Source organism: Candidatus Pantoea deserta (assembly GCF_003813865.1).
Lineage (GTDB): Bacteria > Pseudomonadota > Gammaproteobacteria > Enterobacterales > Enterobacteriaceae > Pantoea > Pantoea deserta.
Map to the genome: position 1 here is coordinate 36,392 of NZ_RMVG01000021.1, position 12,768 is coordinate 49,159.

The window sequence follows — 12,768 nt, forward strand, 5'->3', positions numbered from 1 at the left end:
ACGCAGCAGGATAAGTAAAAATGACAAGTGAAACGGCTAACACCCCGGCGCCTGGGCATATCGCCGATCACCTTGCGCTGGATTTTCTTAACACCGTGGCGCAGGTGGAAAATCAGCCTCATGATTTTTTCCAAACGGATGCGGATGTCATTCGCTGGCTTAATGACGTGGGCTATGCCTCACATGCCGGAGAAGTAAAGACGCGCAGCGGCGCGTTACTGAAAGCGGCGCGTGAGCTGCGCGCCGTTATTCTGCATGCGGTTGAGCAGAAAAAAAACGGCGGCGTCTGGCAGACTGAGCGGCTGAATCACTTTCTGCGCAGCGCGATAAGCCATCCCGAATTAACCCTGAATCAGCAGGGTCAGACTGAATACCACCGCGTCTACGCCTCGGCGACGCCGGAACAACAGCTGGCTCCCGTGGCTGAACAGGCTGCCGATCTGCTGGCTAACGGCGATTTTGCGCTGGTACGCAACTGCGAACACCCCGACTGCACGCTGTGGTTTTACGATCGCACTAAAGCGCATCGCCGCCGCTGGTGCAGCATGGCGGTCTGCGGCAACCGGGCAAAGGCGGCCCGTTTTCGGCAGATGAGCCAGCAGTAGCCGTTTATCACGCTTTTCATCATGCCTGAACGGCGGCCAGAGGGGCGGCTTTCGCCCCCTCTCTATGACGTAGCGGCGCAGTCTTCTGTTCATCTCCCTTTTTTAATGCGCCCAATCGGCCAAATTTTTAATGCCATCACATAACAGCTATCATCCTGACATCTTTTTGTGACATCTCACTCAACCTTGCAACATCTCTCTGACGGCAACCTCAACTACGGAGATACTGAGTTGTACTCTGTACATAACAGTTTTATACAGTAAAACAACCATCCCGCAAGGCTGCGCTTTGCCGGGGACGATTTCTGTTAAGAGGTACATCATGTCTGAAAAGATGCACGCTTCTACTGCGCCCTCAGAGCTGGAAAAGCAAACCGTAAGACGGGTGGTCTGGCGGATCCTGCCCTTTTTGATTGTCTGCTATCTGATCGCCATTATCGATCGAGGCAATATCGGCATGGCCTCGCTGCAAATGAATGAAGATTTAGGCCTGTCAAAAGCGGTTTTCGGCCTGGCAAGCAGCCTGTTCTTTGTTGGCTATTTTCTGTTTGAAGTACCGAGCAATCTGGCGATGCAGAAAATCGGCGCGAAGATCTGGATCTCCCGCATCATGATTACCTGGGGTATCGTGTCGGTGTGTACCGCGTTTGTGCAGAGCAGCGAAATGCTCTACGTGCTGCGGTTTTTGCTGGGCGCCGCCGAAGCCGGCTTTTTCCCCGGCGTGATCCTCTATCTTACCTACTGGATCCCGGCTAAATACCGCGCTCGCGTCATTGCGACCTTTATGGTGGCAATCCCCGCCGCCAACTTTATCGGCTCTCCCATATCCGGCGCGATCCTTTCGCTTGACGGCTGGTATGGCATGCGCGGCTGGCACTGGCTGTTTATTCTGGAGGGCATTCCAGCGGTGCTGCTGGGCATTGCGGCCTTTTTCGTGCTCAGCAACCGTCCGGACAGCGCAGGCTGGCTCACCGCCGAACAGCGTAACTGGCTGTCGTCTACGCTGGCGGCGGAAAATGCCCAGCGCAAAGCCATTGGACATATCTCCCTGTGGCAGCTGCTGCGCCACAAGCATATCTGGATGATGGCGCTGATCTATGCCGGCGCCTCTGCCGCTGGCACCACCCTCAGCGTCTGGTCGCCCCAGCTGCTGAAATCATTTGGACTGGATAACTTCACCACGGGTCTGGTTAACGCCATCCCTTACGGCCTGGCGTCGGTGCTGATGATCGTCTGGGGCCGCAGCTCAGACCGCACGGGCGAGCGCCGCTGGCACACCGCACTGACGCTGTTCCTGATCGCCGGCGGTCTGCTTTCCGCCTTTATCAGCCAGTCGCTAAGCGGTAGCGTGGTGATCCTGTCGCTGGTGTTGATCGGCGCTTACTCAATGAAGGGACCCTTCTGGGCGCTGGCCTCTGGATGGCTCTCCTCGTCTACGGCGGCGGCAGGCCTGGCCGCGATTGGCGCGGTGGCGAACCTGATTGGCGGCGGTCTGATGGTCAACGTCTACGGCATGATTAACCAGGCGACCGGCAGCCATACGCTGGCAATGGTGCCGCTGGCCGTGCTTTGCGCAGCGGGCGGGATTGCCGTGCTGGTCATGGGCCGAAAGTCCTCGCTACGCGTTGACGCACACGCTCAGGTGAAATGAGTTAACGCAGAAGCCGGTTCTGATACCGGCTTCTGCACATCCGCAATCTCTCAACGCCGTTCTGCCGCCCTGCCGATCCGCCGCTCAGACATCTCTGCCGCCGCACTCTCTTTACCAGGGAATCGCCCTACACAGAATCCTCCTTAACCGGCGTATCGGGAAAGTTTTCCCGACCTGCTGGCTCACGCCCCTGCCCGCGCAGGCACGACAGCGTCTGCATAGCGAGCCATAAACGGTCCTGACGCTCCGTCAGACGCCCTGTGGCTTACCGTTCGGCTCCCCACAGGCGTAGCAACGCTCTGCTTCCCGCAGGCTGAAGTCTGAATCAAAGGCCAGGACGCGGAGAATGTCGGTCGGGGCGCGAGCGGGCAGCCACGATCGGCGAACGGGCCGATAACAGGCAGCCTGGTGAAGAGGCAAACCAGGGGCTTGCACAGCGCGGTCTGACTGAAGAGCGCCATTCGGGCGGCGAGAGTCGTCTTTTACACAGCGAGAATGCCGTCAGCAGGCAAAAAAAAGCAGCCGACCATGGGCTGCTGTCTTGAGGGCGCAGGCAAGACCTGCGCCATAGCGGTTACAGACTTTATCAGCAGGGACTATGCCGACGTCGACTCCTCTACCGCTCCGGCCCGCAGCACGCTCAGCACATTGCGTGCCGCCGTTGAACCCATTTTAACGTAGGAGGTATCGCTGACCCCGCCGATATGAGGCGACAGGATCACATTGCTCAGCGACTGCCAGCGGTGCGGCGCCGTCAGCGGCTCCTGGGTAAAGCTGTCCAGCGCCGCGCAGCCTAGCGTGCCGTCCTGCAACGCGTTCGCCAGCGCCTCTTCCTCGATCAGACCGCCACGGGCCGTATTAATTAACATCGCGCCCGGTTTAAACTGCGCCAGGGTGTCGCGGTTAATCATGGCGCGATTTTGTTCGGTCAGCGGGCAGTGCAGCGACACCACATCGGCGCGATTAAACAGCGCGGTCAACTCCACCGCCTCACAGCCGTCGGGCAGCTGTTTTGCCCAGGGATCGTAGGCGATTACCTGCATGCCAAAGGCGACGCCCGCCTTTGCTACCCTGCTGCCGATGGCGCCCAGTCCAATCAGCCCCAGCGTGCGCCCTTCCAGCTCGATTGACTTATGCTGCGCCTTGTCCCAGTGCCCTTCACGCATACGCGCATCCAGCGTCACCACCGATTTGGCGCAGGCGAGAATCAGCGCCCAGGTATGTTCCGCCACGGCAGCGGCATTTGCGCCTGTGGCGGCCAGCACGCGTATTTCACGCTGCGCGGCCGCAGCCTGATCGATCACGTCAATGCCGCTGCCGTGCTTGGCGATAACGCGCAGCGCGGGCGCGGCGTCCATGATTGACGCGCTGATTTTGCCATAGCGCACGATAATCGCGTGCGGGTTGTGCTGCTGGCACAAGGCGATCAGATCGGCTTCGCTCGGCTGGCGACCAGCGTAAACCAGCTGATAATCGCTCAGCAGATCCACGGCTTCCTGCGCCAGATCGCTGCCGGTGATGATAATACTCGGCTTATGGCTCATCATAATGTCTCCCCGCTGGTCAGCATACCGGCGGCGCGCAGCGCCTCTTCCAGCCAGGGCGCGCGAATGTCTCCCTGTCGAATCGCCTGAAGGCGGCGGTTTTCCCCATCCAGTTTCTTTTGCGCCAGCTCCAGCAGCGCGGCCACCTCTGCACGAGGCAGTACCACCACGCCATCGGTATCGCCGATAATCAGATCGCCAGGCTGGATCGCTGCGCCCGCCACGGATACCGGGTGATTTACGCGTCCGGCGACAGACTTGGTTGGTCCACAGGGGTTGAGTCCGGCGGCAAACACCGGGAAAGCGCCCTGCGTCAGCGCATCGGCGTCACGCACAGCGCCATCGATAATAATCCCGGCAATACCGGCGGCCTGCGCCTGCGTCGACATAATTTCGCCAATCAGCGCGCAGCTCTGATCGCCTTTGCCATCGACAACGATGACATCGCCCGGCTGCGCGATAGCCAGCGCCGCATGAATAGCCAGGTTATCACCGGGGCGAACTTCAACGGTAATGGCCGGGCCGGCAACCTTCATCCTGGCGCTAAGCGGCTTAACCCGACCATGTAAGGTGCCGCGTCGGCCCGCGACATCCGCAAGAATCGCTGCCTGAAATTCGGCGGCGCGCTGTACCAGCTCGGCATCAACGCGCGTTATATCGCGCTGCAACATTGAGAATGTATGTTCTGTCATGGCTATCGCTCCGGTTGTTGTACTCTGTAAAACAGTGTTTTACTATATACAACCACTATAACCAGCCTTTAGTTAAGCCTGCCAGTGTTAAAGATTCATTTGTGATGTAAACACGATGTGAATCACAAATTGCGGGTTACAATCCGTAGCGGCAAAATCAGGAGGATCACGATGGGAAATGAAGGCGTAGTCGCAGTAGAAAAAGCGCTGTCACTACTGGATTGTTTTAAACCGGGCGAAGAGTCGCTAACGCTCACCGCCCTCGCTCAGGCCTCCGGCCAGCATAAAACCACGGTTTATCGGCTGATGAATTCACTGGAGCGAATGCACTATGTGATCCGGCGCGAAAATGGCTGCTATTCGCTTGGGCCGCGTCTGCTCTACCTGGGCAAGCTTTATGAGCAATCTTTCCATCTGGCGCATATTGTCCAGCCGGAACTCCATGCGCTGGCCGCGTCGACCGGCGAAAGCGCCTCCTGGTACATTATCGAAGAGGGCCAGCGTCTCTGTCTGTTTCGCGCCGAGTCGTCGGAAGGGCTGCGGGAAACGCGGCTGGCAGGCAGTTCACTGCCGCTGGACAACTCGGCTATCGGGCAGGTGTTACGTTACTGGGGACTCAGGGAGCCGCTGTTCGATCGGCCGCCAGAGCTGCCGCTCTATACCGCCGGTATCCGCGATCCGCATATCGCGGCCTTATCGCTGCCGGTCTTTGGCGAAGGCGATACGCTGGCTGCCGCGCTGGCCATTACCGGTCCGGTTTCGCGCCTGACGCCTGAAAGCCATAAAACCGGCGTTACCCGCACCATGCAGGACACCGCCAGCCGCCTGTCACTACGGCTGGGAGCCAGTAAGAGCTTCTGCGATCGCTTTTATCCGCGCTAGTCGGAGGAAGATGAAGCGTTCGCCTTATGCAGCGTATTAAGCGCCTGGTCCAGCGCCTGCACCTCAAGCTGGCCCGGCGCGGACGCTTCCCCTGGCGTGCCGAAGGTCAGGTTACTGCCGAATATTTCGCCTGAAAGGCGCGTCACGGCGCCCAGCCCGCCCATCGCCATCGTCAGCAGCGGCTTATCGCTGCGCTGACGTATCTGCCAGGTTATATCCATCAGACGGCTGACGTCCTGCGCCGTTTGCGGCATTACGGCAATCTTTAAAATGTCTGCGCCATGCGCCTCCTGCCAGGTCAGACGTCGTAACATCTCAGCGTTATCGGGCGTCGCCTTGAAGTCGTGATAAGAGAGAATAACCGCGACATGGCGCTGATGCGCCTGCGCCACCAGCCGATCCACCGCCTGCGCGCCAATACGCATTTCAATATCGATAAGATCGGCGAAACCGGCGGCGAGCCACTGCTGGTAGAGCGCGATATAGCTGGCGTCGTCCGGCGACAGACTGCCGCCTTCGGCTTCGGTACGCAGGGTCAGCAATAGAGGTTTGCCGTTAAGCTCGCGCCGCATCGCCTGACCTAACTGCGTCACCTTATCGACGTCGGTGGCAAAATCGAGCTTATCAACGCGCAGCTCCACCATCTGCACCTGAGGGGTTTGCGCCGCCTGCCGCGCCAGCGCCAGTGCGCTTTCGCTGTCCGCGCCGGTGGTTGAAATGATTATTGCCGGTTTGCCCTGCTGAATGGTCAGATTGCCCACCTGCAAAGGCCTGACCTGTGAGGAGGGCGGCTCCGCGCCCGCTGCGGAGACCGCCATCATCATTAGTAACGCCAAAGGTGTTCTCAGCATAAAACCGCTCCCTGTTAGTGAATTAACTCAGGTTTTAAGATCTAGTTCACACTTTCGCCATGAGCAAGAAAAGTGGCGTTAATTAGCGCGTTGCTGCTGCGGAGCCGTTAACCGAGCGCCCTTTTTATGGAACAGCAGGTAGGCGGTGCTGGTCACCGCCAGGCTAATCACCCAGGAGATGTCCGCGCCAGGGATCAGATGCGCATAAGGCCCGGTAAAAAATGCATTTTCAACAAAGGGAAGCTGTACCGCCACGCCCCCAAAATAGATCATCAGCGCGTTAACATTGACCAGCCCGTAGCAGCCGCCGTCCGCGCGGAAAATAGAGTCGATATCATAGCGCTGCTGCTTCACCACATAAAAATCGAGCAGATTAATCACGCTCCACGGGATCAGCACGCCAATCAGCGCCCAGATGAGATTGAGGAAAAAAGAGACGAAGTTGGCTGAGGCCGCCAGCGATACCAGCACGCCGCCCACCAGCACAATGGCGGAAAAAACAATGCGCACGCGCGCCGCAGGCAGCCACGCCGGGCGAAAGGTCTGGACCGCGGTAATCAGCGACAGCACTGAGCCGTAGAGATTCATAGAGTTATGGCAGATGATGTTTAGCAGAAAAAGGATCATCAGGATCGGACCCAGCCAGCCGGTTGCCTGACGCACCGCCGCCATCGCTTCAGTGTCGCCGCCGACCAGATTCACCGCCACCACGCCAAACAGAAACGCCAGAATCGTACCGCCGCACGCGCCGAGCCAGGTGCAGATAAAGGGTTTAAACACGCCGATACGAGCAGGCAGATAGCGCGAATAGTCGGAGGTATAGGGCGAAAAGCTAATTTGCCACACCGCGCAGATGCAGAAAGTGGCAAACCAGCCGTTGAGACTAAAGCTGCCGCGCTGCCAGAAATCCCCCGGCAGCGGCCGTCCGAGCATCACCATCAGCCCAGCCGCCAGCGCGATACCCATCACCCATGCGCCGACTTTATTGATGCGGTGAATAAAACGATAGCCGACGATACCGATCAGCGTGGCCGCCACCGCGCCGAGAATGGTCGCGCTGTGCAGAGAGAGCGCCGGGATCACGTTATTAATCACCTTGCCAGAGAGCGTCACGTTAGAGATAAAAAAGCCGAGATAAATCGCCGTCGTGAAGCCGATCACCAGCAGCGAGCCATAGCGACCGAACTGGGCGCGGCTCTGCACCATCTGGGGAATGCCGACGCGCGGTCCCTGCGCCGAGGTGAGCGCCAGAAACAGCCCGCCGAACAGATGCCCGGCAATAATCGCCGAGATCGCCGACAGAATATTAAGGTGGTATGTCTGGGTAGAGATGGCGCCGGTCACCACCGCCAGCGGCGCGATATTGGTACAGAACCATAAGGTAAACAGGCTGCGCGCCTGGCCGTGCCGCTCGTTTTCCGGCACATAGTCTACCGATTTGTTTTCTATCACGTTGTTTTGAGACATTTTTATCCTCCACGCCGGGGATTTTTATATTGTGATCTGTAGGGTTGGGTACATGAACAGCGGCAAAGCCTGCCCGGAGACCCTCATGGTCCCGATAACAAACAGGCTTGTGGCTTTATCCTTTACGTCAGGCGCGCCGCCGAAATCCCTGGGACGCGCGCCTGCGGGTGACGTCGTCCCTGACGTTCTTTCCTGGTGTGATAACAGCGTTAACGCATGATGAAAGGATCGCCGATCGGCTCATCGCTGGTGCGCAACCACACGGTTTTGGTGGTGGTGAACTCCAGCGCCGCCTCCATGCCGCCTTCGCGTCCATGTCCGGAGAGTCCGTAGCCGCCAAAGGGCGCCAGCGGCGACACCATGCGATAGGTATTGATCCAGACCACGCCGCAGCGCAGCGCACGGGTCACGCGATGGGCGCGCGCCAGGTTCTGCGTAAAGACGCCCGCGGCCAGACCATAAGCGGTCGCGTTGGCCAGGCGAATCGCCTCCGCTTCATTGCGGAAGCTCACGACGGAGAGCACCGGGCCAAAAAGCTCGTTGACCACCGTTGCCGCCTGCGGCGTAGCGGAGCAGTCGAGAATGGTGGGCGGATAGTAGAAGCCGGGACTATCAATTTCGTAGTGGCCCGTCAGCAGCGTTGCGCCCTGATCCAGCGACTGGGCAACCAGCGTTTGAATGCGGGTTTTTTGCTGCCGGGTACAGAGCGGGCCGAACTGGGTGGTCATCTCCTGCGGCGAGCCAATCACGATGCGCTGCACGCGCTCCACCAGCATCGTCAGAAAGCGCTCCTTGATGCTCTCCGCCACCAGCAGGCGCGAACCCGCGACGCAGCTCTGACCGGAGGCGGCGAAAATCGCGGCGACCTGAGCATTGGCCGCGCTTTCCAGATCGGCGTCCTCAAACAGGATAAACGGGGATTTCCCTCCCAGCTCCAGCGTGGTTTTACTCAGGTTTTCAGCGCTGTTGCGCACGATATGCCGCGCCGTTTCCGGCCCGCCGGTAAAGGCGATATGCGCGACGTCGGGATGCGTGGTCAGCGCCGTGCCGCAGCTCTCGCCGAAGCCGGTAATCAGGTTACAGACCCCAGCCGGAAAACCTGCCTCAGCAATCAGTCGGGCAAAAGCCAGCAGCGGCGTTGGCGCGCTTTCGGCCGCTTTCACCACCAGCGTACAGCCCGCCGCCAGCGCCGGACCGATTTTCACCGCAGAGAGAAACAGCTGGCTGTTCCAGGGAATAATGGCCGCGACCACGCCAACCGGCTCGCGACGCGTCCAGGTCTCGGTATCGGCTTTATCAATGCTGAGCACGCGCCCTTCCATCTTGTCGGCCAGCCCGGCGTAGTAGCGGTAGTAGTCGGCGACATAGGCGATTTGCGCGCGGGTTTCCCGGATGATCTTGCCGGTATCCAGCGTTTCCAGCCGCGCCAGCTCGTCGGCATTCTGCTCAACCAGATCCGCCAGGCGCATCAGTAGTCGTCCGCGCGCCGAGGCGGTCAGGTCGCGCCATTCGGGCGCGTTAAAGGCGCGGCTGGCGGCCTCGACGGCGCGATTGACCTCGTCGCCGCGCGCTTCGGCGATCTCCGCCCAGGGTTCTCCCGTGGCGGGATTGAGCGAGGTGAAGGTCGCTGCCCCAGACTCAAACTGACCGTTGATAAAAAGTTTGAACGATTCCATCTCGGCACCTGTTAATGAAATTCGGGCATGACCTGATTAATGAAGCGCGTCAGCGAGGCTTTTTTACGCTCAAAGGACATGCCGCTGTCAATCCACAATGCGAACTCGTCGTAACCCAGCGCTTCATAGTGCTTGAGACGGGTAATCACCTCGTTGGCGCTGCCAATGGCCAGGTTTTTGCGCATCGCTTCGGCGGAATACCAGGTGTTGGCGGCAATCTCGGCGTCGCTCAGCGGCGCGATCAGGCCCTGACTCACCGGACGCTCATTCTTAAACCAGGCGCCGAAATAGTTGTAGAAGCGGTTAAGCTCCTGCGCGGCCTGCTGCGCGTCGGCTTCGTTCTCCGCCACGTAGCCATGCTGCAACAACATAATTTTCAATGGCTTTTCTGGCGCAAGCCGCTGACGCGTTTCGTGGAAGCACTGCGCCAGGCGCACAATTTCTTCATCGCCCTGATGCAGTGGCGTCACCTGCACGTTGCAGCCGTGCGTCACGGCAAATTCATGACTGTTGGGATCGCGCGCTGCGATCCAGATGGGAGGATGCGGCTGCTGCTTCGGCTTCGGCGATGAGGTGGAGAGCGGAAACTGCCAGAACTCGCCGTGGTGGGCATAATCCCCTTCCCACAGTTTTTTCACTGCCGGCACCAGCTCGCGCATGCGCTGTCCGGCATCCCAGGCGGTCAGGCCCGGCATCATGCGTTCGTATTCGTAGCTGTAAGCGCCGCGTGCGATACCCAGCTCCAGACGCCCTCCGGTAATGATGTCGGTCATCGCCGCTTCGCCCGCGAGGCGCAGCGGATGGCTAAAAGGCGCAATAATGGTGCCGGTGCCGAGCCGCACGTTTTTAGTGCGATTCGCCAGATCGGCAATGTTGATCAGCGGGTTGGGCGCGATGGTGAAGTTCATGCCGTGATGCTCACCGGTCCAGATAGCATGCATCCTGGCGTTATCCGCCATTTCGCACAGCTCCATCATCTCCTGGTAGAGCCTGTCCTGCGGCTCATCGGGCGAAATACGTTCCATATGGATAAACAGTGACAGTTTCATAGGGTACTCCGGTACAGATTTCAGCTGGCGAATTGTTTTATTGAACCGTTGCTTTCATCGCCGTAGTAGATGCTGTAATTGCCGACGCTATTCTCTCTGACGAAGCGATTCATCAGCGATTTCAGCGCCGAATCTTTGATGGACAACGCAGAAATTTTTTCCAGATCCAGCCATTCGCCCTGACGCAGCGCGCCAGGCTTGCTGTCGGTGGGCAGCGCGCAAAGAAACACGATGTGCTGCTTGTTATGCTGGCGATCCTCATAGACCGAATAGACGAAGCCGGGGTTGGCGTTTACTCCCAGTTCCGCGATCAGCGCGTTAAGGGTCTCGCTGACGCTGCCGTCGGCGACATGCCGCGACGGCAGACAGGCTGTGCCCGCTTTCTGCACCATCACCGCATGGCCGTTGCATTCGATCAGCGCGCTGACCTCAACGCTGAGACGATTAATCAGCGTCTCCGCATTGTGATAAGGCGTAAAATAGGCGCCGCGGTAGTAGCCCAGCCCTGCCGTCGCCTGCGAATCAAAGCCTTCGACCTTGCCGATTAGCAGCGCATGATCTCCCGCGTCCACCACCTGATGCAGCGAGCAGTCGAACCAGGCCGAGCTGCCCTCCAGCAGCGGCGTGCCGTTCTCGCTGGCATGCCACTCAACCAGAGCGAAGCGATCCTCTACCTTAGACGCGAAGATATTCGAGGTCTCTTTCTGCCGCTCCGCCAGGATATTGACCGCAAAGGATGAGCAGGTGGTGAAGTTGGCGAAATTGGCGGAACGCTTATCGATGCTGACCAGCAGCAGCGCCGGTTCGAGCGACACCGAGGTAAAAGAGTTAGCGGTAAAGCCAATCGGCTGGCCCGCCGCGTCACGACTGGTCACTACGGTGACGCCGGTCATAAACGCGCCGAATGCGTCGCGCAGCTGTCTGCGTTTATCTGTCTGCATGAGACACTCCTGCAAGTGCGTGGGGTGAACGCCCGGCGGCAGCGGGCGCGTTGAGAAAGGCGATAATTTCCTGATTAACGCGCTGCGCGTCGGTCAGGCTCACCATATGGCGCGCATTAGCGATAATCACCGCCTGGCCGAACGGCGCGGCGTCGGCCATTGCTCGCGCCATCTGCGGATTTGAATTAGCATCCAGCTCGCCGGTCAGCACCAGCACCGGACAGGCGATTTCGTCCCAGCGGTCGGCATAAATTTCATCGCCGCTGGCAAAGGCCTGATAGGCGGCGGCATAGCCCTGCACGTCGACCTGCTGAAGCCAGCGGCCCACGCGTTCGCGCAGCGCCGCCTCGCTTTCATCTTCGCCAAACCAGCGCGTCAGCGGTGAATCCAGCTGCGCACTGCCCGCCGCCAGCTCCTGAGCGCGCTGCAATACAGCCTGACGCGCCGCATCGCTACGGCGGTAGACGCCGCTCATCACAATGGCATGACTCACCTGCTCCGGATGGCTAATCGCCAGCCCGGCGGTAATCAGCGCGCCCATTGAATGCCCGGCGACAGCGAAGCGGGATTCCGCGCGCTGCTCCAGAAACTCCGCCAGCCAGGCGACATAGTCCGGCAGCGTCACCGGTCGACTAAAGGCGTCGCTTTCACCGTGGCCGGGCATATCCACCGCGATAACGCGAAAGCGCGCGCTTAGCGCCTCAATCTGGGGAAACCAGGATTCAGCGTTCATCCCGACGCCGTGGATTAGCACCAGCGGCGTGCCTGTTCCGGCTTCGAGATAGCTGACGCGCATCTGGCTGTTACACAGCTGCTGGGTTTTTCGCATCATGGCCTAACTCTTTCAGGTCGGAGTAACGATTACCGATACGGTGGTGCGGGCGTCCACCCAGCGCCGCGCCCAGGGCGATAACGATTTCGTCGTAGCGCGGCGCGTCGCCGATAGTGAACTGCATGGTCAGGTAGTGTTCGCGGCTGCCTTCATCGTTTTTGTGCATCATGGGGATTAGCACCGGGGTGTTGGCCGGGCCGCGCGTGTTGTTGAAGGCCAGATAGCTTTTGCTCTGTACCGCGCTACGGTAGTGATTGCCAAAGTGCAGGGTATGGATCAGCGCGGAGGCGTGCTCCAGTTCGCCATCCAGACCGACAACGGCGCTTTTACCAAAGGCCTCGACATTTTCGCCCCCGCCCGCCTCTTTCAGGATCAGGCTGGTGAGCAGCTCGCCCAGCACAGGGGCAAATTCACGGATCTGCGGCGCGAGATCGTCAACGTAGCCCTGACCGTCCCAGGGATTTTTCACCACGGCGGCGGCGGCGATCATTACCAGCGGCTTAGCGGCAGCTTTGCCGCCGTCAACATACAGCGTTTCGGTCGTCACCAGCGTTTTACGAATGGCGGGATGCATAGTC

Annotated in this window: 12 protein-coding genes; 3 read left to right on the forward strand and 9 right to left on the reverse strand. The window is 59.5% G+C overall.

Annotated elements, in window-relative coordinates; all coding sequences use genetic code 11:
* Nucleotides 1-20: 20 nt before the first annotated feature.
* Together BBB56_RS20200 and BBB56_RS20205 are read left to right on the forward strand one after the other, a co-directional pair.
* Nucleotides 21-605 carry a CGNR zinc finger domain-containing protein gene (locus BBB56_RS20200; protein ID WP_123802711.1) on the forward strand — a complete coding sequence of 195 codons (585 nt, stop codon included), beginning with the start codon at nucleotides 21-23 and terminating at the stop codon, nucleotides 603-605.
* Between the two features lie 322 nt (nucleotides 606-927).
* Nucleotides 928-2,256 carry an MFS transporter gene (locus BBB56_RS20205; RefSeq protein ID WP_123802712.1) on the forward strand — a complete coding sequence of 443 codons (1,329 nt, stop codon included), beginning with the start codon at nucleotides 928-930 and terminating at the stop codon, nucleotides 2,254-2,256.
* Between the two features lie 596 nt (nucleotides 2,257-2,852).
* Here BBB56_RS20205 and BBB56_RS20210 read toward each other — a convergent pair.
* Both BBB56_RS20210 and BBB56_RS20215 read right to left on the reverse strand, forming a co-directional pair.
* Complete coding sequence (locus BBB56_RS20210) at nucleotides 2,853-3,800, reverse strand: hydroxyacid dehydrogenase (protein ID WP_123802750.1); 948 nt, start codon at nucleotides 3,798-3,800, stop codon at nucleotides 2,853-2,855.
* Entirely contained in the window at nucleotides 3,800-4,492 is a 693-nt protein-coding gene (locus BBB56_RS20215; RefSeq protein ID WP_199756275.1) for an RraA family protein, read from the reverse strand. The genes BBB56_RS20210 and BBB56_RS20215 overlap by 1 nt, the downstream gene beginning before the upstream one ends.
* 171 nt (nucleotides 4,493-4,663) lie before the next feature.
* Between BBB56_RS20215 and BBB56_RS20220 the strand changes: the two genes are divergently transcribed.
* The gene (locus BBB56_RS20220) at nucleotides 4,664-5,374 is read left to right on the forward strand and encodes an IclR family transcriptional regulator (protein ID WP_123802714.1); all 711 of its coding nucleotides are present in this window, start codon (nucleotides 4,664-4,666) and stop codon (nucleotides 5,372-5,374) included.
* Here the strand turns inward: BBB56_RS20220 and aroD are convergent.
* The 7 genes from aroD to BBB56_RS20255 all read right to left on the reverse strand — a co-directional run bounded on the left by aroD (nucleotide 5,371) and on the right by BBB56_RS20255 (nucleotide 12,764).
* Entirely contained in the window at nucleotides 5,371-6,225 is an 855-nt protein-coding gene (gene aroD / locus BBB56_RS20225; RefSeq protein WP_123802715.1) for a type I 3-dehydroquinate dehydratase, read from the reverse strand. The genes BBB56_RS20220 and aroD overlap by 4 nt on opposite strands.
* Nucleotides 6,226-6,303: 78 nt before the next feature.
* Nucleotides 6,304-7,692: a purine-cytosine permease family protein gene (locus tag BBB56_RS20230; protein WP_123802716.1), complete on the reverse strand. Its 1,389-nt coding sequence runs from the start codon at nucleotides 7,690-7,692 to the stop codon at nucleotides 6,304-6,306.
* A gap of 209 nt (nucleotides 7,693-7,901) precedes the next feature.
* Complete coding sequence (locus BBB56_RS20235) at nucleotides 7,902-9,368, reverse strand: aldehyde dehydrogenase (RefSeq protein WP_123802717.1); 1,467 nt, start codon at nucleotides 9,366-9,368, stop codon at nucleotides 7,902-7,904.
* An 11-nt stretch (nucleotides 9,369-9,379) separates the two neighbouring features.
* Nucleotides 9,380-10,417, reverse strand: coding sequence for an LLM class flavin-dependent oxidoreductase (locus BBB56_RS20240; RefSeq protein WP_123802718.1), 1,038 nt, complete (start codon nucleotides 10,415-10,417; stop codon nucleotides 9,380-9,382).
* A 20-nt stretch (nucleotides 10,418-10,437) separates the two neighbouring features.
* Nucleotides 10,438-11,358 carry a flavin reductase family protein gene (locus BBB56_RS20245; protein ID WP_123802719.1) on the reverse strand — a complete coding sequence of 307 codons (921 nt, stop codon included), beginning with the start codon at nucleotides 11,356-11,358 and terminating at the stop codon, nucleotides 10,438-10,440.
* Nucleotides 11,345-12,190, reverse strand: a complete 846-nt coding sequence (locus BBB56_RS20250) for an alpha/beta fold hydrolase (RefSeq protein ID WP_123802720.1) — start codon at nucleotides 12,188-12,190, stop codon at nucleotides 11,345-11,347. The genes BBB56_RS20245 and BBB56_RS20250 overlap by 14 nt, the downstream gene beginning before the upstream one ends.
* On the reverse strand, nucleotides 12,162-12,764 hold the full coding sequence (locus tag BBB56_RS20255; RefSeq protein ID WP_123802721.1) for an amino acid synthesis family protein: 603 nt from the start codon (nucleotides 12,762-12,764) through the stop codon (nucleotides 12,162-12,164). The genes BBB56_RS20250 and BBB56_RS20255 overlap by 29 nt, the downstream gene beginning before the upstream one ends.
* Nucleotides 12,765-12,768: the final 4 nt, after the last annotated feature.

Coding starts and splice junctions, on each gene's coding strand:
- BBB56_RS20200 (WP_123802711.1), top strand. CDS start 21: ATGACAAGTGAAACGGCTAACACCCCGGCGCCTGGGCATATCGCCGAT.
- BBB56_RS20205 (WP_123802712.1), top strand. CDS start 928: ATGTCTGAAAAGATGCACGCTTCTACTGCGCCCTCAGAGCTGGAAAAG.
- BBB56_RS20210 (WP_123802750.1), bottom strand. CDS start 3,800: ATGAGCCATAAGCCGAGTATTATCATCACCGGCAGCGATCTGGCGCAG.
- BBB56_RS20215 (WP_199756275.1), bottom strand. CDS start 4,492: ATGACAGAACATACATTCTCAATGTTGCAGCGCGATATAACGCGCGTT.
- BBB56_RS20220 (WP_123802714.1), top strand. CDS start 4,664: ATGGGAAATGAAGGCGTAGTCGCAGTAGAAAAAGCGCTGTCACTACTG.
- aroD (WP_123802715.1), bottom strand. CDS start 6,225: ATGCTGAGAACACCTTTGGCGTTACTAATGATGATGGCGGTCTCCGCA.
- BBB56_RS20230 (WP_123802716.1), bottom strand. CDS start 7,692: ATGTCTCAAAACAACGTGATAGAAAACAAATCGGTAGACTATGTGCCG.
- BBB56_RS20235 (WP_123802717.1), bottom strand. CDS start 9,368: ATGGAATCGTTCAAACTTTTTATCAACGGTCAGTTTGAGTCTGGGGCA.
- BBB56_RS20240 (WP_123802718.1), bottom strand. CDS start 10,417: ATGAAACTGTCACTGTTTATCCATATGGAACGTATTTCGCCCGATGAG.
- BBB56_RS20245 (WP_123802719.1), bottom strand. CDS start 11,358: ATGCAGACAGATAAACGCAGACAGCTGCGCGACGCATTCGGCGCGTTT.
- BBB56_RS20250 (WP_123802720.1), bottom strand. CDS start 12,190: ATGATGCGAAAAACCCAGCAGCTGTGTAACAGCCAGATGCGCGTCAGC.
- BBB56_RS20255 (WP_123802721.1), bottom strand. CDS start 12,764: ATGCATCCCGCCATTCGTAAAACGCTGGTGACGACCGAAACGCTGTAT.